Below are 26,664 nucleotides of genomic sequence, written 5' to 3' on the forward strand. Positions count from 1 at the left end.
TGTCCGGCGGATCACGACCGCGATATCCGGGTGACGGCCGCCGGGACCGGCAGTAGGGTCGCCCCTTATGCGCATTCTCGTTCTGGGCGGTACCGCCTTCGTCGGCCGCGCGATCGTGGAGGACGCACTCCACCGCGGGCACGACGTCACCCTCTTCGGCCGCGGCAGGACCGGCACCGGACTCTTCCCGGGCCTCCCCCGGCTGACCGGCGACCGCGACTCCGGCGACTACGCGGCGCTCGCGGGCGACACCCGGTGGGACGCCGTCGTGGACGTCAGCGGCTACGTCCCGCGGCACGTCGCGCAGGCCATGGACGCGCTGGGCGACCGGATCGGCCGGTATCTGTTCATCTCCAGCCACGCGGTGTACCAGCGCGAGGGTGTGGCGCCCGGCTCCGACGAGGACACCCCGCGCCGCCCGCCGGTCCGCGACACCGAGGTGCTGAGCGAGGCCACGTACGGGCCGTGCAAGGTCGCCTGCGAGGACGACGTGACCGCGCGCCACGGGCAGCGCGCCACGATCGTGCGGGCGGGGAAGGTCGCCGGTCCGCACGACCCCTCCGACATGTTCACCTACTGGGTGCGCGCCGCCGCGCGCGGCGGCCGGGTCGCCCTGCCCGCCGACCCCGCCCAGCCGGTGCAGATCATCGACTCCCGCGACCTGGCCCGGCTGGTGATCCGGCTGCTGGAGGACGACCGGCCCGGCGCCTTCCACGCCGTGGGCCCCGAACAGCCGGTCACCCTCGGCGAGTTGATCGAGACGTGCGCGCGGGCCGCGGGCACCGAGGTGGAGATCGTACGGGTCACGCCGGACGTCGTACCGCCGATGTTCCCGCTGGTCCGGGAGGACACCGCCACACAGCAGCGCAGCGCCGCGCGCGCCCGGGCCGCCGGGATGCCCGCGACCCCGCTGGCGGTCACCGCCGCCGACGTCCTGGCCTGGGACCGGGAACGCGGCGAGCCGCCGCTGGAGGCCGGCTGGTCCCCCGAGGAGGAGCGTGCGGTGCTCGCGGCGGCGGCTCGTACGGCGTGAACCGGTCACGCGTGACGCGTCGTCAGTTGTGGCTGTGCAGCGCGTCGTTGAGGCCGCCCCACGAACCCGTGCGCTGAAGGACCTCGACCTTGCCGGTGGTCGAGTTGCGGCGGAAGAGGATGTTGTTGGCGCCGGAGAGCTCCAGCGCCTTGACGATCTTGCCGTCCGGGAGCGTGACGCGGGTGCCCGCGGTGACGTACAGGCCCGCCTCCACGACGCAGTCGTCACCGAGGGCGATGCCCAGGCCCGACTCGGCGCCGAGCAGGCAGCGTTCGCCGACCGAGACGACCTGGGTGCCGCCGCCGGACAGGGTGCCCATGATGGACGCGCCGCCGCCGATGTCCGAGCCGTCGCCGATGACGACGCCCTGCGAGATACGGCCCTCGACCATGGAGGCGCCCAGCGTGCCCGCGTTGAAGTTGCAGAAGCCCTCGTGCATGACGGTCGTGCCGGACGCCAGGTGCGCGCCGAGGCGTACGCGGTCGGCGTCGGCGATCCGCACGCCGGACGGGGCGACGTAGTCCGTCATCCGCGGGAATTTGTCCACGCCGTACACCGCCAGGTGCAGGCCCTCCGCGCGGGCCGCCAGCCGCGCCCCTTCGACCGCCGCCACCGGCACCGGGCCGATCGACGTCCACGCGACGTTCGCCAGCAGGCCGAACAGCCCTTCCAGATTGGGCTCGTTGGGGCGGACCAGGCGGTGGCTCAGCAGGTGCAGCCGCAGGTACGCGTCGTGCGCGTCCAGCGGCTTGTCGTCCGTCGAGGCGATGACGGTCCGCACCGCCACGACCTCCACCCCGCGCCTCGGGTCCTTCCCGAGCGCCTTGGGCGCCGCCGCTCCCAGCAGCTCCGCCGCGCGCTCGGCGCTCAGCCGCTCGGTGCCCGCGGGGCCCGCCTCCGCGGCGAGTTCCGGTGCGGGGTACCAGGTGTCCAGGACGGTGCCGTCGTCGGCGACGGTGGCAAGGCCGACGCCGAGGGCGCCGGGGGCACGATGCTCATTCATACCCAGACGCTAACCCGTCCTCCCCCCGCCCAGCCACCCGCCCCGCCCCTCGCCCCCGTACGGCTCCCGATCCGCTACGGGCGTGCCCGCGACGCGCCGCGGCGGCCTCAGTGCCGCGCCCTCGGCGGTGCCTCCTCCCACGCCGCCGCCCCCGCGGCCCCGGCACCGAGCACCGCGCAGCGCAACCAGTGCTCGCCGGGCGGGAGTTGACCCACCAGAACGGGCAGTGAGGTGCGCCGCGCCAGCACATTGGTGCCCGGCAGCGGGTCGAGCACCCGGCCGCTACGGCCGCCGTCCAGATCGCGCAGCCCGCTGAGGTCCCCGGCCCCGGTGACCGTCACCGCGCTGCCCTCGCTCTCCTCGCGCCGGGTCAGCCCCGCGTCCCGGTCGACCGCGAAGCCGCCCTCCGCCGTGTACAGCGCGCGGCCCGTACGGACGCGGTGGGTGCGCAGGTGCCAGGGCGCGGCGGCGGTGAGCCAGGTGGTGATCTCCACGTCGGGCCACGGCCGCCAGGTGCTGCGTACGGTGTCGCCGTCCTCGACCGCCGGATCGTGCTGCTCCTCGCGCACCCGGAAGTGCCGCGGCGCCGTCCCCTCCTCAATGCCGGCCTCGTCGCTGACCGCGAGCACCGAGTCGTACGCCCCCGGCTCCGGGCCGAGACCGTCGACCGGCGCGCTGAAGCCGAAGCGGGAGGAGTAGGCGAATTTGGCGTACTTCGCGGCGCCGCCCCGCGCCCAGAGATTGTGCTGCGACCCGCTGAGCAGCGTCGCGTCCCCGCCCGAACGCATCAGCACCGCCCCGGCGTCGGGCTGCGCCAAGGTCTCCGGCAGCTCGGCGGCGGGCTCCTCGTCCGCCGTCCAGAAGGCGTGGTCCGCGGGCAGGGCCAGCGGCAGGAACGCCTTCATCGCCCAGTACGGCGAGCCCGGCCCGTTGTACTGCTCCGCGACCGCCGGCTGCGGGTAGCCGTACCCGATGGTCAGCACCCCGTCCGGCGACGTCAGCGCCGACCGCTCCCGCCACCAGCGCAAGTGCCGCGACAGCAGCCCCTTGGCCTCCCCCGGCGGCACGGCGTCCACCCCCGCGTACGGCAGCGCCCCCCAGAACGAGCCCTGCGCGAACCGGTACGTGAGACTGCGGCCGAACGGCACGGCGGCGCCGTCCGCCGCGAACCAGTGCCGGAAGCCCGGCGCGAAGTCGGCCGCCCGCTGCCGGAAGCGCGCCGCCCGCGCCGGGTCGCCGTCGCCCGCGAGCGCCGCGTAGATCAGGCCGTAGAAGTGCATGGCCCACGGGATGTAGTAGTCGCGCTGCGCGGTGTTCCCGTCCGCGTACCAGCCGTCCTGGCGCGCGTACGTCTCCAGCCGGTCCAGCCGGGCGTGCCGCGCGTCCCGGTCGTGCGCGTACCCCACCCGGTCCAGACCGAGGCTGACCAGCACCGGGAAGAAGTTCCAGTTGTTCTCGGGCGTGTCGGCTCCCAGGAAGCTCGCCAGCCAGGCACCCGCCTGGTCCCGTTCCTTGCCGCTCAGCGGGTCCCACAGTTTCTCCGGCGCCAGCGCCAGCGCGAATCCGACGGCCGCCGTCTCGACGGTCCGCTGGTCGATGCCGGTGGCCGTCCCCCAGTACTCGGGATGCCCCGGGTCCGTCCCCGCCGCCAGCCCCCGCGCCCACAGCTCCCAGTGCGCGAACTCCCCGCCCCCCGCCGCCAACGGCGCCAGCCCCCACAACGGCCGCGCGTACCCCTCCAGGTCGGCCGCGGTGTCGTCATGGTGCGCCGTGTTCACCCCCAGCCGTATCCGAGCGCCCCCCTCGCTCGCGTACCGCACCAGCGGATCGACCAACTCCCGCACATACGCCTGCATCTCCCCACGCGCGCCACTGCCGCTCGCCATCCCAACCGCCTCCCTCACGAAGTTGCGATAATTTTCGCAACACCCCCAAGAGACCGTCAACGGCCCGGACACGGCATCGGGCGGCCACCGCGTGAGACGCGGTGACCGCCCGATGCCGTGGCGCGGAACCCTGCGATGCCGAGGCGGAGAGCCCGGAGAGAGATCAGACGTTGAAGCCCAGGGCGCGGAGCTGGTCGCGGCCGTCGTCGGTGATCTTGTCGGGGCCCCACGGGGGCATCCAGACCCAGTTGATCTTGAGGTCGTTGACGATGCCCTCGGTGGCGGAGACGGCCTGTTCCTCGATGACGTCGGTGAGGGGGCAGGCCGCGGAGGTGAGGGTCATGTCGAGGGTGGCGACGTTGGAGTCGTCGACGTGGATGCCGTAGATGAGGCCGAGGTTGACGACGTCGATGCCGAGTTCGGGGTCGACGACGTCGTAGAGGGCCTCGCGGATCTCTTCTTCTGAGGCCGGAGTGGTGCTCAGGCCGTTCGGTACGGGGCTCATGAGGTCTTCCCTTCGGAAGCTTCCGAGGCTTCGGGACCGTCGGCCAGCGCTTGCGCCGTCGCGTCCTTCCACGCCATCCAGCTCAGCAGCGCGCACTTCACACGCGCCGGGTACTTCGAGACGCCGGCGAACGCGACCGCGTCCTCCAGCACTTCCTCCATCGCGTCGTCCGGCTCGACCTGGCCCTTGGACTGCATCAGCTCCAGGAAGGTCTCCTGGATCTTCCGCGCCTGGGCCACGTCCTTGCCGACCAGCAACTCGTTCAGCACCGACGCGCTGGCCTGGCTGATCGAGCAGCCCTGGCCCTCGTACGAGATGTCGCCGATGACGGCGCCGTCCATCCGCACCCGCAGGGTGATCTCGTCCCCGCAGGTGGGATTGACGTGGTGCACCTCCGCCTGGCCGTCCCGCAGGCCGCGCCCGTGGGGGTGCTTGTAGTGGTCCAGGATCACTTCCTGGTACATCGAGTCGAGCTTCACAACACCACCATCACCCGAAGAAGTTCCGTACCTGCTCCAGCCCCTCGACCAGGGTGTCGACCTCGGCCGGGGTGGAGTACAGATAGAACGACGCCCGCGTGGTCGCAGGAATTCCGTACCGCAGGCAGACCGGCCGCGCGCAGTGGTGGCCGACGCGTACGGCGATGCCCTGTTCGTCGAGCACCTGGCCGACGTCGTGCGGGTGGATGTCGCCGAGCGTGAAGGAGATCGCGGCGCCGCGGTCCTCGGCCGTGGTGGGGCCGATGATCCGCAGGTCGGGAACCTCCAGCAGACGGCCCACCGCGTAGTCGGTCAGCGCGTGCTCATGCGCGGCGATCTTGTCCATGCCGATCGCGGTCAGGTAGTCCACGGCCGCGCCGAGGCCGACGGCCTGGGCGATCGGGGGCGTACCGGCCTCGAACTTGTGCGGCGCGGGCGCGTACGTCGAGGAGTGCATGGAGACGGTCTCGATCATCTCGCCGCCGCCGAGGAACGGCGGCAGGTCCTCGAGCAGCTCCTGGCGGCCCCACAGGACGCCGATGCCGGTCGGGCCGAGCATCTTGTGGCCGGTGAAGGCCACGAAGTCCGCGCCGAGCGCCTGCACGTCGAGCACCATGTGCGGCGCGGCCTGCGAGGCGTCGATCAGCACCAGGGCGCCGACGTCCTGGGCGCGGCGCACGATGGCCTCGACCGGGTTGACGGTGCCCAGGATGTTGGAGACCAGCACGAAGGAGACGATCTTCGTCTTCTCGGTGATGATCTGCTCGATGTCCGACAGGTCGAGCCTGCCGTCGTCGGTCAGCCCGAACCACTTCAGCTTCGCGCCGGTGCGCTGCGAGAGCAGCTGCCACGGCACGATGTTGGAGTGGTGCTCCATCTCCGTGATGACGATCTCGGTGTCGCTGTCGACGCGGTACGGCTCGTCGGCCCAGCCGAGCATGTTGGCCACGAGGTTCAGCGACTCGGAGGCGTTCTTGGTGAAGATCACCTCGTCACGGCTGGGCGCGTTGATGAAGGCGGCGATCTTGTCGCGCGCGCCCTCGTACAGCGCGGTGGCCTCCTCGGCGAGCACGTGGACGCCGCGGTGCACATTGGCGTTGTGCCGCTCGTAGTACTCGTTCAGCGCGTCGAGCACCTGGCGCGGCTTCTGCGAGGTCGCCGCGTTGTCCAGGTACACGAGCTTCTTGCCGTCGTGGACCCGGCGGTCCAGGACGGGGAAGTCCTTGCGGATCGCTTCGGTGTCCAGGAGGCCCGGCAGCACCCGGCCGACGGACGAGGGGACTGTCACGCGGCGTCCCCCTCGGAGTTCGCTCCGCTGCTCACGGGGCCGCCCTTCACGTAGGACTCGTAGCCCTCTTCCTCCAGCTTGTCCGCCAGCTCGGCGCCGCCGGACTCGGCGATCCGGCCCTGCGCGAAGACATGCACGAAGTCGGGCTTGATGTAGCGCAGGATGCGCGTGTAGTGGGTGATCAGCAGGGTGCCGACCTCGCCGCTCTCGCGGACCCGGTTGACGCCCTCGGAGACGACCCGCAGCGCGTCGACGTCGAGGCCGGAGTCGGTCTCGTCGAGGATCGCGATCTTCGGCTTGAGCAGTTCGAGCTGAAGGATCTCGTGGCGCTTCTTCTCGCCGCCGGAGAAGCCCTCGTTGACATTGCGCTCGGCGAAGGCGGGGTCCATCTGGAGGCGTTCCATCGTCTCGCGGACCTCCTTCACCCAGGTGCGCAGCTTGGGCGCCTCGCCGCGGATCGCGGTGGCCGAGGTGCGCAGGAAGTTGGAGACGGAGACGCCGGGGACCTCGACCGGGTACTGCATGGCGAGGAAGAGACCGGCGCGGGCCCGCTCGTCCACGGTCATCGCCAGCACGTCCTCACCGTCGAGGGTGACGGTGCCGCCGGTGATCGTGTACTTGGGGTGGCCCGCGAGCGAGTACGCCAGGGTGGACTTGCCGGAGCCGTTGGGGCCCATGATGGCGTGGGTCTCACCCTGCTTCACGGTCAGGTCGACGCCGCGCAGGATCTCGCGGGGGCCGTTCTCGGCTTCGACGGTGACGTGCAGGTCGGTGATTTCAAGCGTTGCCATGGGTGCCTCAGGACTCCTGGGTGACGGAGACGAGCACGTCGTCCCCAACGATCTTTACGGGGTATACGGGGACCGGCCGCGTGGCCGGCAGCCCGGACGGCTTGCCGGTGCGCAGGTCGAAACTGGAACCGTGCAGCCAGCACTCGATCTGGCAGTCCTCGACCTCGCCCTCGGAGAGCGAGACGTTCGCGTGCGAGCAGATGTCGTTGATGGCGAACACCTCGCCCGCGGTGCGGACCACGGACACCGGAACGCCGTCCAGCTCGACCCGGCGGGGGGTGTCCTCCTCCAGGTCGCTGGCGGCGCAGGCGCGGACGAATCCGACCGTGCCGTTGTCGACGCTCATCAGACGGACGCCTCCAGCTCGGCGTCGATCTTGGTCATCAGCCGCTCTTCGAGGTCGGCGAGTCCGATCTGCTGGACCAGTTCGCCGAAGAAGCCGCGGACGACCAGGCGGCGGGCCTCGTCGGAGCGGATGCCGCGGGACTGGAGGTAGAAGAGCTGCTCGTCGTCGAAGCGGCCGGTCGCCGAGGCGTGGCCGGCGCCGACGATCTCGCCGGTCTCGATCTCCAGGTTGGGGACCGAGTCGACCCGCGCGCCGTCGGTGAGCACCAGGTTGCGGTTGAGCTCGTAGGTGTCGGTGCCCTCGGCCTCCGCCCTGATGAGCACGTCGCCGATCCACACCGCGTGCGCGTCCTGCCCCTGGAGCGCGCCCTTGTACGTGACGTTGCTGCGGCAGTGCGGGGTGTCGTGGTCGATGAAGAGCCGGTGCTCCTGGTGCTGGCCCTCGTCGGTGAAGTACAGGCCGAACAGCTCGGCCTCGCCGCCGGGGGCGCCGTAGATCACCCGCGGGTGCAGCCGGACCAGGTCGCCGCCGAAGGTGACGACCACCGACTTGAAGGTGGCGTCCCGGCCGACCAGCGCGGTGTGCTGGGCGACGTGCACGGCGGTGTCGTCCCAGTCCTGGATCGAGACGACGGTGACCTTGGCGCCGTCGCCGACCAGGACCTCCACGTTGGCGGCGAAGGTGCCGTCACCGGTGTGGTCGATGACGACCACGGCCTCGGCGAAGGCGCCGACCTCGATCACCTGGTGGCCGTAGACCGTGCCGCCCTCGCCGTGGACGGCGATCCGGACCGGCTCGGTGAGGACGGTGTCCTTGGGGATCGAGACGACCGAGGCCTTCTCGAAGGCGCTGAACGCCTGGGCGGTGACGCGGTCGGCGGGCTTGCCCGCCTTGCCGACGCGGGCGTCGGTGCGGTCCACGGTCTCCACGGTGACGCCCTCGGGCGCGGTCACCTCGACCCGGAGGGCGCCGGTGGCCTCGGCGGTGCCGTCGTGCAGGCCGCGCAGCCGCTCCAGCGGAGTGAAGCGCCACTCCTCCTCGCGGCCGTGCGGCACCGGGAAGTCGGCCACGTCGTACGACGGGGCCGCGCTGACCCGGGCGTCGGCGGGATGGCCCACCGTGATGGCACCGTCCGTGGTGCTGCCCGCAGGGGTGTTGTCAGCCATGGCTGTGCTGGTGCTCGCTTTCTGCCTTATTGGGTCCGGCCGGGGGATGGTGGACGAGGAAGCCGGCGCGGTCAGCCGACCGAGCCTTCCATCTGGAGCTCGATCAGCCGGTTCAGCTCCAGGGCGTACTCCATGGGGAGTTCCTTGGCGATCGGCTCGACGAAGCCGCGCACGATCATCGCCATGGCCTCGAACTCGGTCATGCCGCGGCTCATCAGGTAGAAGAGCTGGTCGTCGGAGACCTTGGAGACGGTCGCCTCGTGACCCATCGACACGTCGTCCTCGCGGACGTCGACGTAGGGGTACGTGTCCGAGCGCGAGATGGTGTCGATCAGCAGCGCGTCGCACAGCACGTTGGACTTGGCGCCCGACGAGCCCTCGCCGATCTCGATCAGACCGCGGTAGGACGTCCGGCCGCCGCCGCGGGCCACCGACTTGGAGACGATGTTGGACGACGTGTTCGGCGCCATGTGCACCATCTTCGCGCCCGCGTCCTGGTGCTGGCCCTCGCCCGCGAAGGCGATGGACAGCGTCTCGCCCTTGGCGTGCTCGCCCATCAGGTAGACGGCCGGGTACTTCATGGTCACCTTGGAGCCGATGTTGCCGTCGACCCACTCCATCGTGGCGCCCTCGTAGGCGACCGCGCGCTTGGTGACCAGGTTGTACACGTTGTTCGACCAGTTCTGGATGGTCGTGTAACGGCAGCGGCCACCCTTCTTCACGATGATCTCGACGACCGCGGAGTGCAGCGAGTCCGACTTGTAGATCGGCGCGGTGCAGCCCTCGACGTAGTGGACGTACGCGTCCTCATCGACGATGATCAGCGTCCGCTCGAACTGGCCCATGTTCTCGGTGTTGATCCGGAAGTAGGCCTGGAGCGGGATGTCGACGTGCACGCCCTTCGGCACGTAGATGAAGGAGCCGCCGGACCACACCGCGGTGTTCAGCGAGGCGAACTTGTTGTCGCCCGCCGGGATGACCGTGCCGTAGTACTCCTGGAACAGCTCCGGGTGCTGCTTGAGCGCGGTGTCGGTGTCGAGGAAGATGACGCCCTGCTCCTCCAGGTCCTCACGGATCTGGTGGTAGACGACCTCGGACTCGTACTGCGCGGCGACACCGGCGACCAGCCGCTGCTTCTCGGCCTCGGGGATGCCGAGCTTGTCGTAGGTGTTCTTGATGTCCTCGGGCAGGTCCTCCCAGGACTCCGCCTGCTTCTCCGTGGACCGCACGAAGTACTTGATGTTGTCGAAGTCGATGCCCGACAGATCCGAGCCCCAGGTCGGCATGGGCTTCTTGCCGAAGAGCTTGAGGCCCTTCAGCCGCATCTTCAGCATCCACTCGGGCTCGGACTTCTTCTGCGAGATGTCACGGACGACGGCCTCGGACAGGCCGCGCTTGGCCGCGGCGCCGGCCACGTCCGAGTCGGCCCAGCCGTACTCGTACGTACCGATGCCCTCGAGCTCCGGGTGAGTGGTCTCCGTGGGAGCAGTCATGCGGGGTTCCTCCCGGACGTGCTGGCAGATGCTGTGGGATCTTCGGGTGCGTTCTGGGGTGGGTCCGACGGGGTCCCCGGTGGTGTGTCAGGTGGGGCTCCCGACGGGATGGTGCTCGCGTGGTTGACCTGCGGGATGAACGTGGTGCACACCCCGTCGCCGTGGGCGATGGTGGCCAGCCGCTGGACATGCGTCCCGAGCAGGCGGGAGAAGACCTCGGCCTCCGCCTCGCAGAGCTGCGGGAACTGCTCGGCGGTGTGGGCCACCGGGCAGTGGTGCTGGCAAAGCTGCTCCCCGGCGGGGCCGGGGGCGCTTCGAGCCGTAGCAGCGTACCCGTCCGCGGACAGCGCCTGGGCCAGCGCGCGTGCGCGGTCCTCGGGCGCCGCCGCCTCGACGATGGGGCGGTACCGCTCGGCCTGGTCGGCCACTCGGGCGCGGGCGAAGGCCGACACCGCGGCCTCGCCGCTCTCGCCGCCGCCCGCGGACCTGGCGATCCAGTGCAGGGCGTCGGCGGCGAGCTGGTCGTACGCCTGGTCGAACGCGTCACGACCACAGTCGGTGAGCGCGAAGACCTTGGCGGGCCTGCCGCGGCCACGGTGGCCGTAGACCCGCTGGTCACGCGGCTCCACGACATTGTCCGCGTGCAGTGCGTCCAGATGGCGGCGGACGGCGGCCTGCGTGAGGCCGAGCCGTTCCGCCAGGTCGGCCGCGGTGGAAGGTCCGTGGTCCAGGATGGACCGGGCGACCCGGTTGCGGGTGCGCCGCTCCCCGGTCGTCTGCTCCTCCGCCGCCCTCCGGGCAGCACTGGTCCCGTATTCCACAACACCATTGTTGCGTAATTCCTCAGGAGCAGGCAAGCCGCGCCGGTCGCGATCACGGTGGGCTGCGTCACTTAGGGTTACCTAACCAGGGACGGTACGAGGCCGCGTACGGGCGGTACGAGGCCGCCGCGGAGGAGAGCGGGGAGCGGCTTCCCGGGACCCGGGCACGGCCGGTCCTGCGCCGTCCCTAGACTCACAGCATGCGAAACGAGCCCGCGGTCGAGGTGACCGGTCTGGTCAAACGGTACGGGACAAGGACCGCGGTGGACGGCCTCGACCTGACCGTGGCCCGCGGCGGCGTCACAGCGGTGCTCGGCCCCAACGGCGCGGGCAAGACCACCACCGTCGAGGTCTGCGAGGGCTACCGGCGGCCGGACGGCGGCACCGTACGGGTCCTCGGTCTCGACCCGGCCGCGCGCGGCGCGCAACTGCGGCCCCGGATCGGCGTGATGCTCCAGTCCGGCGGTGTGTACCCCGGCGCGCGCGCCGAGGAGATGCTGCGGCACACCGCGACCCTGCACGCCGACCCCGTCGACCCGGCGCTGCTGATCGAACGGCTGGGTCTGGAGTCCTGCGGTCGCACCACCTACCGCCGGCTGTCCGGCGGCCAGCAGCAGCGCCTCGCGCTCGCCATGGCCGTCGTCGGCCGCCCCGAACTGGTCTTCCTCGACGAGCCCACCGCCGGTCTCGACCCGCAGGCCAGGCACGCGACCTGGGATCTGGTGCGGGAGCTGCGCGCGGACGGCGTCACGATCGTGCTCACCACCCATTTCATGGACGAGGCCGAGCAGTTGGCCGACCAGGTGGTGATCATCGACGGCGGCCGGGCCATCGCCCGCGGCACCCCGGACGAGCTGTGCCGCGGCGGCGCGGAGAACACGCTGCGCTTCTCGGGACGCCCGGGGCTCGACCTGGTCTCGCTGCTCAACGCGCTGCCCGCCGACACCGCCGCGGCGGAACTGACCCCGGGCAACTACCGCATCGAGGGCAAGGTCGACCCCCAACTGCTGGCCACCGTCACCTCCTGGTGCGCCCAGCACGGCGTCCTCCCCGACCGCCTCTCGGTCGAGCGCCGCACCCTGGAGGACGTCTTCTTGGAGCTGACCGGCAAGGAGCTGCGCGGATGAGGAACCTCGCGGGAATGAAGGAGCTGCGCGGATGAGCGCCGAAGTGAGCGCCCCGACCGGGACCGGCGTCTTCGCCCCCGCCCCCGGAGCCGCGCCGCTCCCCCGGATGATCCGGGCCCAGGCGGCGCTGGAGACCAGGATGCTGCTGCGCAACGGCGAGCAGCTGCTGCTCACCGTGATCATCCCGGCGCTGCTGCTGGTGCTGTTCAGCGCCGTCGACATCGTGGACACCGGGGCGGGCAAGTCGGTGGACTTCCTGGCCCCCGGCATCCTCGCGCTCGCGGTGCTGTCCACCGCGTTCACCGGCCAGGCCATCGCCACCGGCTTCGAGCGGCGTTACGGCGTGCTCAAGCGCCTCGGCGCCTCGCCGCTGCCGCGCTGGGCGCTGATGACGGCGAAGACCTGCTCGGTGCTGGTCACCGAGGCGTTGCAGATCGCGCTGCTGGTGGTGATCGCCTTCGCGCTGGGCTGGTCGCCGCACGGCAACCCCTTCGCCGTCGTGCTGCTGCTCCTGCTCGGCACCGCCGCCTTCTCCGGGCTCGGGCTGCTGATGGCGGGCACGCTGAAGGCCGAGGCGACGCTGGCCGCCGCGAATCTGGTCTTCATCCTGCTGCTGGTCGCGGGCGGCGTGATCGTGCCGCTGAGCAAGTTCTCCGGCGGCGTCCAGTCGGTCCTGAGGCTGCTGCCGATCTCGGCGCTGTCCGACGGGCTGCGGGACGTGCTCCAGCACGGCGCCTCGATGCCCTGGGGCGACCTGGGCATCCTCGCCGTCTGGGCGGTCGTCGGGCTGGCCCTGGCGGCCCGCTTCTTCCGCTGGGAGTAGCCGCCCTCACCCGCCCGCGGCCGGAATGCAGTCGGTGAACCGTACGAAGTCCCGGCCCTGCCCCTCGTCCAGCGCCAGGAACGCGGCCGGCGGGTGCGAGCCGAAGCGGCACATGTCGTAGCGCACGCACACCGGCGGATTGGCGTTCGCCGCCGTACGGAACTGGTGCGCGCCGACGAGCTGGCAGGAGTCGTAGCGGACCAGCGGGCCGTTGGCGCCGATCGTGTAGCGGTGGGCGCGCAGGTCGTCGGAGAAGTTCTTGAAGGCGTGCGCGGTGTCGTCGCAGTCGTTGAAGTGGACGGTGCCGCGGTTCCACGCGCAGTCGATGACGACGACCGAGGGGTCGCGCAGTTCGAAGCGGATGTCCTCGGCGTGGAAGCGCTGGGCGCCGTCGAAGTGCGAGGCGCGCGGGAAGCGGAAGAAGGCGCTCTCGAAGCCGTAGTCGGGGTGCGGGGTGGGGCGGCGCCCGGTGATGATGTAGCTGCCCGCGCGGCAGGTGACGGACCCGCCGTAGGGGAACTCCAGGAAGTTGCCCCACTCGTAGGTGACGTTCATGTCGGTGAACCAGTAGTTGAGGAACTGGTCCTGCTGCTCCAGGTTCTTGGAGTTCAGCGACAGCCCCGAGTAGAGGAACGCCTTGCGGTAGGCGCCGCCGACCCGGCACGCCTCCCAGCGCATCTCGGAGTTGGTGTTGCTGCCGTCGAGCGCGAGCCCGTACTCCCACTCGCCCATCCACTCGCAGTCCGAGAAGCGGTAGTTCGCGGCGCCGCCGGTCGAGTACGAGTAGAAGAAGGACGCGCCGGGCGTGGCGGAGGTGAAGCGCAGACCCTCGAAGGAGATGTTCTGCCAGGTGTCGATGTTGCGGCACAGATAGGCGTCCGACGCGTTCGGCGGGTCGAAGACGATGTCGCTGATCCGCAGCCCCGCGCCCCGGAACCGCAGCCCGTTGACCTGCCGGGTGGGCTTGTTGGCGTCGATGAAGGCGTACGGCTTGGTGATCCGGAACACACCGGGCGGCACGTCGATGACGGTACGGCCGGTGCCGCCGTCCGCGCGCGACTCGGCGTAGGCGTACGCGGCGGCGAAGGCGGCGCTGTCGTCGGTGTGGCCGTCGCCCTTGGCGCCGAAGTCGGCCACGACGTCGACGTATCCGGGGTGGTTCGCGGGCCCCGGGTGCGCGGGGTCCGCGGTGTCGGCCGCCGAGGAGTCCCAGGCGCCGCCCGCGTAGGCGGCGAGGCCCGTCCCCGCGAGGGCGGCTGCCGCGCCTCCGTAGAGCAGGTGCCTGCGGTTGACGGTCTCACGGTGTTCGCCGGTCATACGGCGCCTCCCGTCGTCGGTCCCCGTGCGTGAGCCCCGATGGTAGGGCCGTACCACCGGGTTCGGGTGGTTTCGGGGCGATCGGATCCGGCGCGTACACACCCCTCGTGAAAGCGTGCACAAGCGTGCCGCCTACCATGGGCGCGTGCCGAAGCTTCTCGAACTCGTGCGAAACCCCCTCGCCGCCATCGCAGAGCGGTGGACCCCGTCCCCCGCCACGGTCCGCAGGGCGACCCTGTCCGCGCTGGTCATGTCGGTCGTCATCGTGGTCACCGGCGGTGCGGTACGGCTGACCGGTTCCGGCCTCGGCTGCCCCACCGCGCCCCGCTGCGTGGGCGACAGTTGGGTGCCCACCTCGGCGATGGGCGTACACGGGGCGATTGAGTTCACCAACCGCATGCTGACGTACGTTCTCTGCGCCGCCGTCGGCTGGGCCATCATCGCGGTGCGGTCGCAGAAGCCGTACCGGCGCAGTCTGACCCGGCTCGGCTGGGCGCAGTTCTGGATGGTCGTGGCGAACGCGGTGCTGGGCGCCTTCACCGTGCTCACCGGGCTCAACCCGTACACCGTGTGCGTGCACTTCCTGCTGGCGTTCGTGCTGATCACCATCGCCGTGGTGATGTGGCGGCGGACCGCGGAGGGCGACAGCGCGCCGAGTCCGCTGGTCGGCAAGCCGGTGCAGCAGCTCGGCTGGATTCTGACCTGTGCGACCGGGCTGCTGGTCGCGGTGGGCACCGTCGTGACCGGCGCGGGGCCGCACGCGGGCGACTCCAGCGATGTGCACCGCGTCCCGGTGGACTGGAAGTCGGTGGCGCAACTGCACGCGGATCTCGCGTGGGTGGTGGTCGCGCTGACCGTCGCGCTGTGGTTCGTGCTGCGCGCGGTGGACGCGCCGGTCGGGCCGCGCAACAGCGCCCGCGACCTCTTCCTGGTGCTGATGTCCCAGGGCGTGATCGGCTACGTCCAGTACTTCACCGATCTGCCGGAGGCCGTCGTCGGCCTGCACATGTTCGGCGCGGCCATCGTGTGGATCGCGGTGCTGCGGGTGCTGCTGTCGATGCGCGAGCGGGCCGTCGACGTGCCCGACGCCACCGTGCCGGGGCCCGCGCAGGCCGGGTCAACGCTGAGCGTCGGCGTCTGACCCCTCAGGACCCGTCCACCGGTCCGCGTCGGCGGCCGGGTCGGGGCGGAAGACCCGGCGGGCGTTCCCGCCGCCGACCAGCGCGCTGACCCTGCGGCCGTCCGCGGCCGACCAGTCGCCGCCGGCCACCCGCTCGCCGACGAACCGGCCGAGCGCCGCGCCGAAGGTCCGCACCCCGGTCACGTACAGCTCGGGCAGCGCCACGGCGCCGCTGGCGTACAGCACCTTCGCGAAGGGCGCCCGGTCGAGCACCGCGGCCGGTCCGGCGCCGAGCGCCACATGCACATGCGGGAGTACGGCCGCCAGGTCGGCCGCCGCGCCCTCGTGTCCGGGCCCCGGCAGCAGCACCACCTCGGTGCCCAGGCCCGCGGTGGCCCGCAGGAATCCCCCGGCCGCCGAGGGTCCCGCCCCGCCCGCGCCGTGCCGCAGCGTCAGCGGCACTCCGGTCGCCACCGCGTTCCACAGCAGATGACGCAGGAGTACGGGGTCGGCGGGGCGCTCGCCGACCGGCCGCCGGGCGAGCCAGTCGGCGGCGGCGTACCGCACGTGCGCGGTGTCCGGCGGTCCGGTGCCCAGCGCGTGGTCGGCGCCCGCGCGGAAGGGTCCGCCGTGCGGGCGGTCGGCGCAGGAGAAGCCGACCGTGTCGAGCGCGGCGGTGTGCACGGCCTCGGCGAGGTTGGCCAGGAAGCCGTCGACCGTGCCCGAGGTGTCGGCGACCTGCTGGGCCAGCGGTTCGAGGCGGACGATTTCGTGGGCCGCCGCGCCGCCCGCCGCGCCCAGCTCCTTGGGCGGCGTGAGGTCGCCGGGCTCCCCGGTGTCGACGAGATACGCCTCGATGCCGGTGGCGCGCAGCAGCAGCCGGGTCGCCTCGTACGCGCCCAGCTCGCGGCGGCGGGCCAGGTAGCGGGCCGGGGAGCAGTGCGGTTCGAGGCCGAGCAGCGGCGCGCACCAGCGGCGCACCGCGAAGCCGGTGGGGCTGTCGAAGAGGGTGGTGTGCGGCGCGGCGACGCCGGGCAGCCGCGCCTCGAACGCGCCGAGGCCGAGGTCGCCGGGGAGCACCCCGTGGCAGTACGCGTCCACGAGGTGTGTCAGGTCCCCGGTCATCCGCCCGCTCCCTCGCCGTCGTTCCCGGTCTCCCGGCCTCCTGGCTTAACGGACGAGGGCGCCGTCAGGTGTGGGCGCGACGGCGGTCAGGTGTTGGCCGGGCCGCCGATCTGCATCCCGGCCATCCGGGTCCACTCGTACGGGCCGGTGCGGACCCGGCCCGCGAACTCCCCGTCGAAGTCCTCGTGGACGGTGACGCCCGCGTCGGCGACGGCCGCCCGCGCCATGGCGTACGTCGGTGCGACGAGGTCGCCCCAGGCGCCGTCCGGCGCGACGAGCACGATGCGCGCGCCGCGCTCACCGATGTACGCGATGTTCGCCTCGGCGGCGCCGCCGTGCTTCTTGCCGAAGGCGTCGATCTGCCGGACGAGCCGGGCGGTGCGTCGCGCCTCGCGCGGGTTCTCCTGAACCGTGTCATCAGCCATACCGCTGATGCTACTTCCCGGTAACCGCCGAGGGCACCCCGCCGGAGGGGACTCAGTGCAGGAAGGGGTCGACCGCCACCGCGACGAACAGCAGGGTCGCGTAGGTGATGGACCAGTGGAAGAGCCGCATCTCCTTGAGCTTCGCGCCGGTGACGCCCGCCTTGGCGCGGGCGTGCAGGCCGTGCGCCTCCTTGAGCCAGAACGCGCCGAGTACGGCCGCGACCACCGGGTAGAACCAGGAGGTCTCGCCCAGCGGCCACCACAGTGCCAGGGAGGTGATCACCATCACCCAGCTGTAGAGGACGATCTGCCGGGCCACGACCTGGTTGCCCGCGACGACCGGCAGCATCGGGACGCCGACCCGCTCGTAGTCGTCCTTGACCTTCATCGACAGCGGCCAGTAGTGCGGCGGCGTCCAGAAGAAGAGGACGAGGAAGAGGACGAAGGGCGCCCAGGCCAGCTCGTCGCGCACGGCGGACCAGCCGATGAAGACCTGGAGACAGCCCGCGACCCCGCCCCAGACGATGTTCTGCGCGGTACGCCGTTTGAGACCGAGGGTGTAGACGAAGACGTAATAGAGGATGGCCGTCAGCGACAGCCCGGCGGACAGCGGATTGACCAGCGTCCAGAACCAGACCGTCGAGACGACGGAGAGCGTGATGCCGAAGACGAGTCCTTCGCGCGGCGACACCAGACCGGTCACCAGCGGACGCTGCTCCGTACGGTGCATCAGCGCGTCGATGTCGCGGTCGATGTACATGTTCAGCGCGTTCGCACCGCCGGCCGACAGATAGCCGCCGACCACCGTGGCGATCACGAGCCACAGATCGGGCACCCCGCCGGCGGCGAGGAACATCACCGGAACCGTTGTGATGAGCAGTAGTTCGATGATCCGCGGCTTGGTCAGCGCCACGAAGCCCATCACACGGGCTCCGAACGGGCGGTGACCGGAGGAGCCCGTCCCGATGACCCCAGCGGGTCGGGATTCGACGGCCGTCACGAACACCCCAAGAGAAGAGATGAAGTCCAGCAAGTCCGGTCACCTGCGGAGGCGCGGGACCCGGTGAGACTTGCGCGTACCACGCCACTCTAGACGCAGGGAATACTCCGTCCGCTTTTGGGGGGTGGAGAGTGTCGCTCGACCCGGTTCACCAGGCGTTCACCGCGTTCAGGAGGCGAAGACCGGCGTACCGGGGCAGGATCGAAAAGGTGAGCGCCTGTACGGCGGTAGGCTCGACAACGCCGGGTAGGCACCACGTCACCGGCGTTTTCAACATGTGGACAAGCATGTGGAGAGGAGCCCTGACCCAGGGTGAGCAAGCAGCCGACCACCACAGACCTCGAGTGGACCGATCTGGACCGGCGGGCCGTTGACACCGCCCGCGTCCTGGCCATGGATTCCGTGCAGAAGGTCGGCAACGGCCATCCCGGCACGGCGATGAGCCTGGCCCCGGCGGCCTATCTGCTGTTCCAGAAGGTCATGCGGCACGACCCGGCGGACGCCGACTGGGTCGGCCGGGACCGCTTCGTGCTCTCCGCGGGGCACTCCAGCATGACCCTCTACACGCAGCTCTACTTCGCCGGTTACGGCCTGGAGCTGGCCGATCTGGAGGCGCTGCGGACCTGGGGTTCGCAGACCCCCGGCCACCCGGAGTACGGCCACACCAGGGGCGTCGAGACGACGACGGGGCCGCTCGGCCAGGGCGTCGCGAACGCGGTCGGCATGGCGATGGCGTCCCGTTACGAGCGCGGCCTGTTCGACCCGGACGCGGCGGCCGGCACCTCGCCGTTCGACCACACCATCTGGGCCGTCGCCGGTGACGGCTGCCTCCAGGAGGGCATCTCCGCCGAGGCGTCCTCGATGGCCGGTCACCAGAAGCTCGGCAATCTCGTCCTGCTCTGGGACGACAATCACATCTCCATCGAGGGCGACACCGAGACCGCCGTCTCCGAGGACACCGTCAAGCGGTACGAGGCGTACGGCTGGCACGTCCAGCGCGTCACTCCGCTGGAGAACGGCGACCTCGACGTGCACGCCCTGCACGCCGCGATGCTCGCCGCGAAGGCCGAGACCGAGCGCCCGTCGTTCATCGCGGTCCGCTCGATCATCGGCTGGCCCGCGCCGAACAAGCAGAACACCGGCGCCGCGCACGGCTCGGCGCTCGGCGAGGACGAGGTGCGCGCCACCAAGGAGATCCTGGGCTTCGACCCGGACAAGCACTTCGACGTGGCCGAGGACGTCATCACGCACACGCGTGCGGTCGGCGACCGCGGCCGCGAGGCCAAGGCGGAGTGGGAGAAGTCCTTCGCCGCCTGGCGGACCGCCAACCCCGAGCACGCGGCGACGTACGACCGGATCGAGGCCGCCGAGCTGCCCGAGGGCTGGGAGCAGCACATCCCCGCCTTCGAGACCGGCTCCTCGCTCGCCACCCGCGCCGCGTCCGGCAAGGTCCTGGAGGCGCTGGGCCCGGTCATCCCCGAGCTGTGGGGCGGCTCCGCCGACCTCGCCGGGTCGAACAACACGACGATCGACAAGAATTCGTCGTTCCTGCCGACGGGCAACCCGCTGCCGGGCGCCGACCCGTACGGCCGTACCGTGCACTTCGGTATCCGTGAGCACTCGATGGCCGCCGAGATGAACGGCATCACGCTGCACGGCAACACCCGGGTCTACGGCGGCACCTTCCTGGTCTTCTCGGACTACATGCGCAACGCGGTCCGGCTGTCCGCGCTGATGCACCTGCCGGTGACGTACGTGTGGACGCACGACTCGGTCGGTGTCGGCGAGGACGGTCCGACGCACCAGCCGGTGGAGCACCTGGCGTCGCTGCGCGCGATCCCCGGTCTCAACGTGGTGCGGCCCGCCGACGCCAACGAGACGGCCGTCGTGTGGCGCGAGGTGCTCAAGCGCTGGACGAAGGTGTTCGGCAAGGGCGCGCCGCACGGCCTGGCGCTGACCCGGCAGGGCGTGCCCACGTACGAGCGCAACGAGGACGCGGCGCGCGGCGGTTATGTGATGTTCGACGCGACGGACGCCGACGGCGCGGCGACCGCGCCGCAGGTCGTCATCATCGGCACCGGTTCCGAGGTGCAGCTCGCGGTGGGCGCGCGTGAGCAGCTCCAGGCGGCCGGGGTGCCGACCCGCGTGGTGTCGATGCCGTGCGTGGAGTGGTTCGACGAGCAGGACCAGGAGTACCGCGACAGCGTGCTGCCCAAGGACGTGAAGGCGCGGGTGGCGGTCGAGGCCGGTATCGGTCTGACCTGGCACCGCTTCGTGGGTGACGCGGGACGCATCGTCAGCCTTGAGCACTTCGGTGCCTCGGCCGACGGCAAGGTGCTCTTCCGTGAGTTCGGGTTCACCGCGGACGCGGTGGCCGCCGCGGCCCGGGAATCACTCGACGCCGTTGATCGCTGACGCAGGTAAACGACAAGTAGGAGATGCAAATCCCATGACAGACGCACTCAAGCGCCTCTCCGACGAAGGCGTCGCGATCTGGCTGGACGACCTGTCGCGCAAGCGCATCACGTCCGGCAATCTGGCCGAACTCATCGACGAGCAGCATGTGGTGGGTGTCACCACCAACCCGTCGATCTTCCAGAAGGCGATCTCCCAGGGCGACGGCTACGACCAGCAGCTCGCCGACCTCGCCGCCCGCCGGCTGACGGTCGACGAGGCGATCCGCATGATCACCACCGCGGACGTCCGGGACGCGGCCGACATCCTGCGGCCGGTCTTCGACCGGACCGACGGCCAGGACGGCCGGGTCTCGATCGAGGTCGACCCGCGGCTGGCGAACAACACGAAGGCCACCGTCGCGGAGGCCAAGCAGCTCGCGTGGCTGGTCGACCGGCCGAACACGCTGATCAAGATCCCGGCGACGCCCGCGGGGCTGCCCGCGATCACCGAGGTGATCGGCAAGGGCATCAGCGTCAACGTCACGCTGATCTTCTCGCTGGAGCGCTACCGCGGTGTGATGGACGCGTACCTCTCCGGTCTGGAGAAGGCCAAGTCCGCCGGGCTCGACCTGTCGCTGATCCACTCGGTCGCCTCGTTCTTCGTGTCCCGCGTGGACACCGAGATCGACAAGCGGCTGGAGAAGCTGGGCACCGACGAGGCGAAGGCGCTCAAGGGCAAGGCGGCCGTCGCCAACGCGCGGCTGGCCTACGAGGCGTACGAGGAGGTCTTCTCCTCCGACCGCTGGCTGGCCCTGGAGAAGTCCGGCGCCAACAGGCAGCGCCCGCTGTGGGCCTCGACCGGCGTCAAGGACCCGGCCTACTCCGACACGCTGTACGTCACCGAGCTGGTCGCGCCGAACACGGTGAACACCATGCCGGAGGCCACGCTGGACGCCACCGCCGACCACGGCGAGATCACCGGCGACACCGTGACCGGCACGTACGCGCAGGCGAAGGCCGAGCTGGCCGCCGTGGCGGCGCTCGGCATCTCCTACGACGACGTCGTGCAGCTCCTGGAGGACGAGGGCGTCGAGAAGTTCGCGACGGCCTGGAACGAACTGCTGGCCTCCACCCAGGCGGAACTCGATCGGCTCGCTCCTTCGGAGGCCTGAGTTGTCCACGCTGACATCTTCGGAAGGCAACCCGCTGCGGGATCCGCTGGACCGGCGGCTGCCGCGGATCGCGGGCCCGTCCGGCCTGGTCATCTTCGGCGTGACGGGCGACCTGTCGCGCAAGAAGCTGATGCCGGCCGTGTACGACCTGGCCAACCGCGGTCTGCTGCCGCCGGGCTTCGCGCTGGTCGGCTTCGCCCGCCGCCAGTGGGAGAACGAGGACTTCGCCCAGGAGGTCCACGACGCGGTCAAGGAGCACGCCCGCACGCCCTTCCGTGAGGAGGTGTGGCAGCAGCTCGCCGAGGGCTGCCGCTTCGTGCAGGGCGACTTCGACGACGACACCGCCTTCGAGACGCTGAAGGCGACCATCGAGGAGCTGGACAAGGCGCGGGGCACGGGCGGCAACTTCGCCTTCTACCTGTCCGTACCGCCGAAGTTCTTCCCCAACGTGGTGCAGCAGCTCAAGAAGCACGGGCTGTCGGACGGCACCGGGGACTCCTGGCGGCGCGCGGTCATCGAGAAGCCGTTCGGCCACGACCTGGCGAGCGCGATGGACCTCAACCAGGTGGTGCACGAGGTCTTCCCGCCCAACGAGGTCTTCAGGATCGACCACTACCTGGGCAAGGAGACCGTCCAGAACATCCTGGCGCTGCGCTTCGCCAACACGATGTACGAGCCGATCTGGAACCGGTCGTACGTCGACCACGTCCAGATCACCATGGCCGAGGACATCGGCATCGGCGGCCGCGCCGGGTACTACGACGGCATCGGCGCCGCGCGCGACGTGATCCAGAACCACCTGCTGCAACTGCTGGCGCTGACCGCGATGGAGGAGCCCGGCTCCTTCCACCCGAAGGCGCTCACCGCGGAGAAGCTGAAGGTGCTCAGCGCGGTCGTCCTCCCCGACGACCTCGGCAAGAACACCGTGCGCGGCCAGTACGCGCACGCCTGGCAGGGCGGCGAGGAGGTGCTCGGGTACCTGGAGGAGGACGGCATCGACCCCAAGTCCAAGACCGACACCTACGCGGCCGTGAAGCTGGAGATCAACAACCGGCGCTGGGCGGGCGTGCCGTTCTACCTGCGGACCGGCAAGCGGCTGGGCCGCCGCGTCACCGAGATCGCGGTGGTCTTCAAGCGGGCGCCGTATCTGCCGTTCGAGTCCGGGGCCACCGAGGAGCTGGGGCAGAACGCCCTGGTCATCCGGGTGCAGCCGGACGAGGGCGTGACGGTGCGGTTCGGTTCGAAGGTGCCCGGCACCTCGACCGAGGTCAGGGACGTGACGATGGACTTCGCGTACGGCGAGTCCTTCACCGAGTCCAGCCCGGAGGCGTACGAGCGGCTCATCCTCGATGTGCTGCTCGGTGACGCCAACCTCTTCCCGCGCCACCAGGAGGTCGAGATCTCCTGGACGATCCTCGACCCGATCGAGGAGTACTGGGACAAGCACGGCAAGCCCGCCCAGTACGCGTCCGGCACCTGGGGACCGGTCGAGGCGGACGAGATGCTCGCACGAGACGGCAGGAGCTGGCGTCGGCCATGAAGATCGATCTGACGGACACCACGTCCGCGAAAATCAACTCGGGTCTGATCCAGGCCCGGCGGGCGATCGGCACTCCCGCGGTCGGGATGGTGCTGACCCTGGTCATCGTCACCGACGAGGGCAGTGCCTACGACTCGCTCAAGGCCGCCACCGAGGCGTCCAAGGAGCACCCGTCGCGGATCCTGGTCGTCGTCAAGCGGCCGGGCCGTTCGCCGCGGGACCGGGCGAGCGCCCGGCTCGACGCGGAGGTGCTGGTCGGCTCGGAGGCGGGCACCGGCGAGACCGTGATGCTGCGGCTGCACGGCGAGCTGGCCAACCACGCCGAGTCGGTGGTGCTGCCGCTGCTGCTGCCCGACGCCCCCGTGGTCGTCTGGTGGCCGGACAACGCGCCGGACAACGCGGCGGAGGACCCGCTGGGTCGCCTCGCGCAGCGCCGGATCACGGACGCCGCGGCGGCCGAGGACCCGGTGGCGTCGCTCGGCGTCCGCGCGGCCAGTTACTCGCCCGGCGACACCGACCTGGCCTGGACCCGGATCACCCCGTGGCGTTCGATGCTCGCGGCGGCCCTGGACCAGAAACACTCGAAGATCACCGACGCGATCGTCGACGGCGAGGCGTACAACCCGAGTACGGAACTGCTCGCGCTGTGGCTCGCGGACCGGCTGGGTGTGCCGGTGGAGCGCAGGGTCTCCGACGGCCCCGGCATCACCGCGGTGCGGCTGGCGACGGCCGACGGCGACATCTGCCTCGACCGGGCGGACGGCGCGCTGGCGGAGCTGGCGATGCCGGGTCAGCCGGACCGGCATGTGGCGCTCAAGCGGCGTGAGACCTCCGAGCTGATCGCGGAGGAGCTGCGCCGTCTGGACCCGGACGACATATACCGCTCCACCGTGCAGTTCGGGGTCAAGCACCTGGTCAACAACCCCGGCGGCGCGGAGACGGTGAGCCCGGACGGCACCGTCACGGCGAAGGACAAGACGCCCAGCGCCGCCAAGCGGGCCGCCGTGGCCAAGAAGGCGGAGAGCGCGAAGTGAGCACGCCACAGGTGGTCGTCCACCGGGACAAGGAGCTGATGGCGCAGGCCGCGGCGGCCCGGCTGATCACCAAGGTCGTGGACGCCCAGGCCGCCCGTGGCACCGCTTCGGTGGTGCTCACGGGCGGGCGCAACGGCAACGCGCTGCTCGCCGCCCTCGCCGCGTCCCCCGCGCGTGACGCGGTGGACTGGGCGCACCTGGACCTGTGGTGGGGCGACGAGCGGTTCGAGCCGGACGGCGACCCGGAGCGCAATGTCACGCAGGCCCGCGCGGAGCTGCTGGACGCGGTCCCGGTCGATCCGTCGCGGGTGCACGCCATGCCCGCCTCGGACGGGCCGTACGCCGACGCCGACGAGGCCGCCGAGGCGTACGCGGCGGAGCTGGCCGCGGCGGCGGGTCCCGAGGACCGGCTGCGGGTGCCGGCCTTCGACGTGCTGATGCTGGGGGTGGGGCCCGACACGCATGTGGCGTCGCTCTTCCCCGAGCACCCCGCGGTGCGGGAGAGCGAGCGGACGGTCGTCGGTGTGCACGGCGCTCCGAAGCCGCCGCCGACCCGGATCTCGCTGACGCTGCCCGCGATCCGCGCAGCCCGCGAGGTGTGGCTGCTGGCGGCGGGCGAGGACAAGGCTTCGGCGGTGGCCCTGGCGCTGTCGTCCCCGGGTGAGTTGCAGGCGCCCGCCTCGGGTGCCTACGGGCGGTCCAGGACCCTGTGGCTGCTGGACCGGACCGCGGCGGCCAAGCTCCCGCCGCAGCTGTATCCGCCGGCCTCGTCGTAGGCCGTCCGAGCGGCCCTCGGCCTGGTCGCTCGCCACCGCGGCGGTTCACCGGATCTCCGGTGAACCGCCGCGGTGCGTGGTGCCTCAGCGACCGCGCAGCTCGCGGTACTTGGCGACCAGGGCCGTGGTGGAGGCGTCCAGGCCGGGGACGGCGGTGCCCTCGGCGAGGGCGGGCTCGACGCGCTTGGCGAGGACCTTGCCCAGCTCGACGCCCCACTGGTCGAAGGAGTCGATGTTCCAGACCGCGCCCTGGACGAACACCTTGTGCTCGTAGAGGGCGATGAGCTGGCCGAGGACGGACGGCGTCAGCTCGGTGGCCAGGATGGTGGTCGTGGGGTGGTTCCCGCGGAAGGTCTTGTGCGGGACCAGTTCCTCGGGCACGCCCTCGGCCCTGACCTCGTCCGGCGTCTTGCCGAAGGCCAGCGCCTGGGTCTGCGCGAAGAAGTTCGCCATCAGCAGGTCGTGCTGGGAGGCGAGCGGCCCGAGTTCGTCGACCGGGCGCGCGAAGCCGATGAAGTCCGCGGGGACGAGCTTGGTGCCCTGGTGCAGCAACTGGTAGTACGCGTGCTGCCCGTTGGTGCCCGGCGTGCCCCAGACGACCGGGCCCGTCTGCCAGGTCACCGGGTTGCCCTGCCGGTCCACGGACTTGCCGTTGGACTCCATGTCGAGCTGCTGGAGGTAGGCGGTGAACTTGCTCAGGTAGTGGCTGTACGGCAGCACCGCGTGCGACTGCGCGTCGTGGAAACCGCCGTACCAGACGCCGAGCAGGCCGAGCAGGAGCGGGACGTTCTCCTCCGGCGGCGCGGTCCTGAAGTGCTCGTCGACGAGGTGGAATCCGGCCAGCATCTCGCGGAAGCGGTCGGGGCCGATGGCCAGCATCAAGGAGAGGCCGATGGCCGAGTCGTAGGAGTACCGGCCGCCGACCCAGTCCCAGAACTCGAACATGTTCTGGGTGTCGATGCCGAAGTCGGCGACCTTCTCCGCGTTGGTGGAAAGCGCCACGAAGTGCTTGGCGACCGCGGACTCGTCGGCGCGCAGCTCGGTGAGCAGCCAGTCGCGGGCGGAGGTGGCGTTGGTGATGGTCTCGATGGTGGTGAAGGTCTTCGACGCGATGATGAACAGCGTCTCGGCCGCGTCCAGGTCGCGGACCGCCTCGTGCAGGTCGGCGCCGTCCACGTTGGACACGAAACGGACCGTCAGACCGCGGTCGGTGTAGGCGCGCAGCACCTCGTAGGCCATCGCGGGGCCGAGGTCGGAGCCGCCGATGCCGATGTTGACGACATTCCTGATCCGCTTGCCGGTGTGGCCGGTCCACTCCCCCGAGCGCACCCGGTCGCAGAAGACCTGCATCTTGTTGAGCACGGAGTGCACGGCGGGCACGACGTCCTGGCCGTCCAGCTCGATCACCGCGGAGCGCGGGGCGCGCAGAGCGGTGTGCAGGACCGCCCGGTCCTCGGTGACATTGATCCGCTCGCCGCGGAACATCGCGTCACGAAGCTCGAACACCCCGGTCGCGGCGGCCAGTTCGCGCAGCAGCCGGAGCGTCTCGTCCGTCACGAGCTGCTTGGAGTAGTCCAGATGGAGGTCACCCACTTGGAGGGTGTAACGGCTGCCCCGCTCGGGGTCGGCCGCGAACAGATCCCGCAGGTGCGCGTCCGCCAGTTCCTCGCGGTGCTTGCCGAGCGCGTGCCATTCGGCACGCTGGTCGAGAGCCTTCGGGCCCTGCGCGTTCGTTTCGGACATCAGTCCACTTCTCCTCGTCCTCGCTGCACGCCCCACGCTAATTGATGACACGCCGGAACGAGACGAGGGCGGGCATCAGGAAGGCGTGCGGTTGGCGGCGCTGACCCGGCCGAGCAGGTCCGCCGGGGTGCGTTCCTGGAGGAGCGTCACCTCACTGACGTTCCGCACCGTGCCGAGAGCGCCGGATACGGCCGTCACGGTGACCGCGGCGGGCCGAGTCCGCCGCGCCGGGGCAGCGCGGCGGACTCGGCGAGC

Annotated in this window: 24 protein-coding genes; 9 read left to right on the forward strand and 15 right to left on the reverse strand. The window is 71.0% G+C overall.

The window, feature by feature from the left end; genetic code table 11:
• The first annotated feature begins 67 nt into the window (after nt 1–67).
• Complete coding sequence (locus tag ACFY9V_RS05590) at nt 68–1,033, forward strand: NAD-dependent epimerase/dehydratase family protein (RefSeq protein WP_391159688.1); 966 nt, start codon at nt 68–70, stop codon at nt 1,031–1,033.
• 22 nt (nt 1,034–1,055) lie between these two features.
• On the opposite strand, the gene dapD is transcribed toward ACFY9V_RS05590, so the two are convergent.
• From dapD to ACFY9V_RS05640, 10 genes are all read right to left on the reverse strand, one after another.
• Nucleotides 1,056–2,036, reverse strand: coding sequence for a 2,3,4,5-tetrahydropyridine-2,6-dicarboxylate N-succinyltransferase (gene dapD / locus ACFY9V_RS05595; protein WP_355333839.1), 981 nt, complete (start codon nt 2,034–2,036; stop codon nt 1,056–1,058).
• 107 nt (nt 2,037–2,143) lie between these two features.
• Nucleotides 2,144–3,922, reverse strand: a complete 1,779-nt coding sequence (locus tag ACFY9V_RS05600) for a DUF2264 domain-containing protein (RefSeq protein WP_391159689.1) — start codon at nt 3,920–3,922, stop codon at nt 2,144–2,146.
• A 163-nt stretch (nt 3,923–4,085) separates the two neighbouring features.
• Nucleotides 4,086–4,427, reverse strand: coding sequence for a metal-sulfur cluster assembly factor (locus ACFY9V_RS05605; protein ID WP_188284432.1), 342 nt, complete (start codon nt 4,425–4,427; stop codon nt 4,086–4,088).
• Entirely contained in the window at nt 4,424–4,906 is a 483-nt protein-coding gene (sufU, locus tag ACFY9V_RS05610) for a Fe-S cluster assembly sulfur transfer protein SufU (RefSeq protein ID WP_188284431.1), read from the reverse strand. Before sufU ends, ACFY9V_RS05605 begins: the two co-directional genes overlap by 4 nt.
• Before the next feature lie 10 nt (nt 4,907–4,916).
• Nucleotides 4,917–6,164 (reverse strand): SufS family cysteine desulfurase, encoded by a 1,248-nt coding sequence (locus tag ACFY9V_RS05615; protein WP_391160572.1) that lies wholly within the window; start codon nt 6,162–6,164, stop codon nt 4,917–4,919.
• A gap of 26 nt (nt 6,165–6,190) precedes the next feature.
• Nucleotides 6,191–6,985, reverse strand: coding sequence for a Fe-S cluster assembly ATPase SufC (sufC, locus tag ACFY9V_RS05620; RefSeq protein WP_355333844.1), 795 nt, complete (start codon nt 6,983–6,985; stop codon nt 6,191–6,193).
• A gap of 7 nt (nt 6,986–6,992) precedes the next feature.
• Nucleotides 6,993–7,331, reverse strand: a complete 339-nt coding sequence (locus tag ACFY9V_RS05625; protein ID WP_355333847.1) for a non-heme iron oxygenase ferredoxin subunit — start codon at nt 7,329–7,331, stop codon at nt 6,993–6,995.
• Complete coding sequence (sufD, locus tag ACFY9V_RS05630) at nt 7,331–8,497, reverse strand: Fe-S cluster assembly protein SufD (protein WP_355333849.1); 1,167 nt, start codon at nt 8,495–8,497, stop codon at nt 7,331–7,333. Before sufD ends, ACFY9V_RS05625 begins: the two co-directional genes overlap by 1 nt.
• A 71-nt stretch (nt 8,498–8,568) precedes the next feature.
• Nucleotides 8,569–9,990 carry a Fe-S cluster assembly protein SufB gene (gene sufB / locus ACFY9V_RS05635; RefSeq protein ID WP_355333852.1) on the reverse strand — a complete coding sequence of 474 codons (1,422 nt, stop codon included), beginning with the start codon at nt 9,988–9,990 and terminating at the stop codon, nt 8,569–8,571.
• A complete protein-coding gene (locus ACFY9V_RS05640) occupies nt 9,987–10,811 on the reverse strand; it encodes an ArsR family transcriptional regulator (RefSeq protein ID WP_391044106.1) in 825 nt (274 codons plus the stop codon). Before ACFY9V_RS05640 ends, sufB begins: the two co-directional genes overlap by 4 nt.
• 200 nt (nt 10,812–11,011) lie before the next feature.
• Here ACFY9V_RS05640 and ACFY9V_RS05645 point away from each other — a divergent pair, with 200 nt between their 5' ends.
• Together ACFY9V_RS05645 and ACFY9V_RS05650 are read left to right on the forward strand one after the other, a co-directional pair.
• The gene (locus ACFY9V_RS05645; protein ID WP_355333858.1) at nt 11,012–11,938 is read left to right on the forward strand and encodes an ABC transporter ATP-binding protein; all 927 of its coding nucleotides are present in this window, start codon (nt 11,012–11,014) and stop codon (nt 11,936–11,938) included.
• A gap of 31 nt (nt 11,939–11,969) precedes the next feature.
• Nucleotides 11,970–12,761 carry an ABC transporter permease gene (locus ACFY9V_RS05650; protein WP_355333860.1) on the forward strand — a complete coding sequence of 264 codons (792 nt, stop codon included), beginning with the start codon at nt 11,970–11,972 and terminating at the stop codon, nt 12,759–12,761.
• Nucleotides 12,762–12,767: 6 nt separating this feature from the next.
• On the opposite strand, the gene ACFY9V_RS05655 is transcribed toward ACFY9V_RS05650, so the two are convergent.
• Nucleotides 12,768–14,078, reverse strand: coding sequence for a glycosyl hydrolase family 28-related protein (locus tag ACFY9V_RS05655; protein WP_391159691.1), 1,311 nt, complete (start codon nt 14,076–14,078; stop codon nt 12,768–12,770).
• Between the two features lie 145 nt (nt 14,079–14,223).
• Between ACFY9V_RS05655 and ACFY9V_RS05660 the strand changes: the two genes are divergently transcribed.
• Entirely contained in the window at nt 14,224–15,219 is a 996-nt protein-coding gene (locus ACFY9V_RS05660; RefSeq protein WP_355333865.1) for a COX15/CtaA family protein, read from the forward strand.
• On the opposite strand, the gene ACFY9V_RS05665 is transcribed toward ACFY9V_RS05660, so the two are convergent.
• The 3 genes from ACFY9V_RS05665 to ACFY9V_RS05675 form a co-directional block, all read right to left on the reverse strand.
• Nucleotides 15,196–16,323 carry an amidohydrolase gene (locus ACFY9V_RS05665; RefSeq protein WP_391159694.1) on the reverse strand — a complete coding sequence of 376 codons (1,128 nt, stop codon included), beginning with the start codon at nt 16,321–16,323 and terminating at the stop codon, nt 15,196–15,198. The genes ACFY9V_RS05660 and ACFY9V_RS05665 overlap by 24 nt on opposite strands.
• A gap of 86 nt (nt 16,324–16,409) precedes the next feature.
• Nucleotides 16,410–16,748, reverse strand: coding sequence for a hypothetical protein (locus tag ACFY9V_RS05670; RefSeq protein ID WP_355333869.1), 339 nt, complete (start codon nt 16,746–16,748; stop codon nt 16,410–16,412).
• A gap of 52 nt (nt 16,749–16,800) precedes the next feature.
• Entirely contained in the window at nt 16,801–17,748 is a 948-nt protein-coding gene (locus ACFY9V_RS05675) for a heme o synthase (protein WP_355334680.1), read from the reverse strand.
• A gap of 312 nt (nt 17,749–18,060) precedes the next feature.
• Between ACFY9V_RS05675 and tkt the strand changes: the two genes are divergently transcribed.
• Genes tkt through pgl form a run of 5 tightly spaced genes read left to right on the forward strand, consistent with a single transcriptional unit; the run spans nt 18,061 to nt 24,666 of the window.
• Nucleotides 18,061–20,163: a transketolase gene (gene tkt / locus ACFY9V_RS05680; RefSeq protein ID WP_355333871.1), complete on the forward strand. Its 2,103-nt coding sequence runs from the start codon at nt 18,061–18,063 to the stop codon at nt 20,161–20,163.
• A gap of 34 nt (nt 20,164–20,197) precedes the next feature.
• Nucleotides 20,198–21,316: a transaldolase gene (gene tal / locus ACFY9V_RS05685; RefSeq protein WP_355333874.1), complete on the forward strand. Its 1,119-nt coding sequence runs from the start codon at nt 20,198–20,200 to the stop codon at nt 21,314–21,316.
• A gap of 10 nt (nt 21,317–21,326) precedes the next feature.
• Entirely contained in the window at nt 21,327–22,856 is a 1,530-nt protein-coding gene (gene zwf, locus ACFY9V_RS05690) for a glucose-6-phosphate dehydrogenase (protein ID WP_355334683.1), read from the forward strand.
• Nucleotides 22,853–23,890 carry a glucose-6-phosphate dehydrogenase assembly protein OpcA gene (opcA, locus tag ACFY9V_RS05695; RefSeq protein ID WP_355333876.1) on the forward strand — a complete coding sequence of 346 codons (1,038 nt, stop codon included), beginning with the start codon at nt 22,853–22,855 and terminating at the stop codon, nt 23,888–23,890. Before zwf ends, opcA begins: the two co-directional genes overlap by 4 nt.
• A complete protein-coding gene (pgl, locus tag ACFY9V_RS05700; protein WP_355333878.1) occupies nt 23,887–24,666 on the forward strand; it encodes a 6-phosphogluconolactonase in 780 nt (259 codons plus the stop codon). Before opcA ends, pgl begins: the two co-directional genes overlap by 4 nt.
• 84 nt (nt 24,667–24,750) lie before the next feature.
• On the opposite strand, the gene pgi is transcribed toward pgl, so the two are convergent.
• Nucleotides 24,751–26,409, reverse strand: a complete 1,659-nt coding sequence (pgi, locus tag ACFY9V_RS05705; protein WP_355333880.1) for a glucose-6-phosphate isomerase — start codon at nt 26,407–26,409, stop codon at nt 24,751–24,753.
• Nucleotides 26,410–26,664 lie beyond the last annotated feature (255 nt).

Origin of the sequence: Streptomyces sp. NPDC008317, from assembly GCF_042955955.1 — a bacterium.
Classification (GTDB): domain Bacteria; phylum Actinomycetota; class Actinomycetes; order Streptomycetales; family Streptomycetaceae; genus Actinacidiphila.

Excerpts from the sequence above, each read along its gene's own strand:
- ACFY9V_RS05590 (WP_391159688.1), top strand. The coding sequence starts at position 68 with ATGCGCATTCTCGTTCTGGGCGGTACCGCCTTCGTCGGCCGCGCGATC.
- dapD (WP_355333839.1), bottom strand. The coding sequence starts at position 2,036 with ATGAATGAGCATCGTGCCCCCGGCGCCCTCGGCGTCGGCCTTGCCACC.
- ACFY9V_RS05600 (WP_391159689.1), bottom strand. The coding sequence starts at position 3,922 with ATGGCGAGCGGCAGTGGCGCGCGTGGGGAGATGCAGGCGTATGTGCGG.
- ACFY9V_RS05605 (WP_188284432.1), bottom strand. The coding sequence starts at position 4,427 with ATGAGCCCCGTACCGAACGGCCTGAGCACCACTCCGGCCTCAGAAGAA.
- sufC (WP_355333844.1), bottom strand. The coding sequence starts at position 6,985 with ATGGCAACGCTTGAAATCACCGACCTGCACGTCACCGTCGAAGCCGAG.
- ACFY9V_RS05625 (WP_355333847.1), bottom strand. The coding sequence starts at position 7,331 with ATGAGCGTCGACAACGGCACGGTCGGATTCGTCCGCGCCTGCGCCGCC.
- sufD (WP_355333849.1), bottom strand. The coding sequence starts at position 8,497 with ATGGCTGACAACACCCCTGCGGGCAGCACCACGGACGGTGCCATCACG.
- sufB (WP_355333852.1), bottom strand. The coding sequence starts at position 9,990 with ATGACTGCTCCCACGGAGACCACTCACCCGGAGCTCGAGGGCATCGGT.
- ACFY9V_RS05645 (WP_355333858.1), top strand. The coding sequence starts at position 11,012 with ATGCGAAACGAGCCCGCGGTCGAGGTGACCGGTCTGGTCAAACGGTAC.
- ACFY9V_RS05650 (WP_355333860.1), top strand. The coding sequence starts at position 11,970 with ATGAGCGCCGAAGTGAGCGCCCCGACCGGGACCGGCGTCTTCGCCCCC.
- ACFY9V_RS05655 (WP_391159691.1), bottom strand. The coding sequence starts at position 14,078 with ATGACCGGCGAACACCGTGAGACCGTCAACCGCAGGCACCTGCTCTAC.
- ACFY9V_RS05665 (WP_391159694.1), bottom strand. The coding sequence starts at position 16,323 with ATGACCGGGGACCTGACACACCTCGTGGACGCGTACTGCCACGGGGTG.
- ACFY9V_RS05670 (WP_355333869.1), bottom strand. The coding sequence starts at position 16,748 with ATGGCTGATGACACGGTTCAGGAGAACCCGCGCGAGGCGCGACGCACC.
- tal (WP_355333874.1), top strand. The coding sequence starts at position 20,198 with ATGACAGACGCACTCAAGCGCCTCTCCGACGAAGGCGTCGCGATCTGG.
- opcA (WP_355333876.1), top strand. The coding sequence starts at position 22,853 with ATGAAGATCGATCTGACGGACACCACGTCCGCGAAAATCAACTCGGGT.
- pgi (WP_355333880.1), bottom strand. The coding sequence starts at position 26,409 with ATGTCCGAAACGAACGCGCAGGGCCCGAAGGCTCTCGACCAGCGTGCC.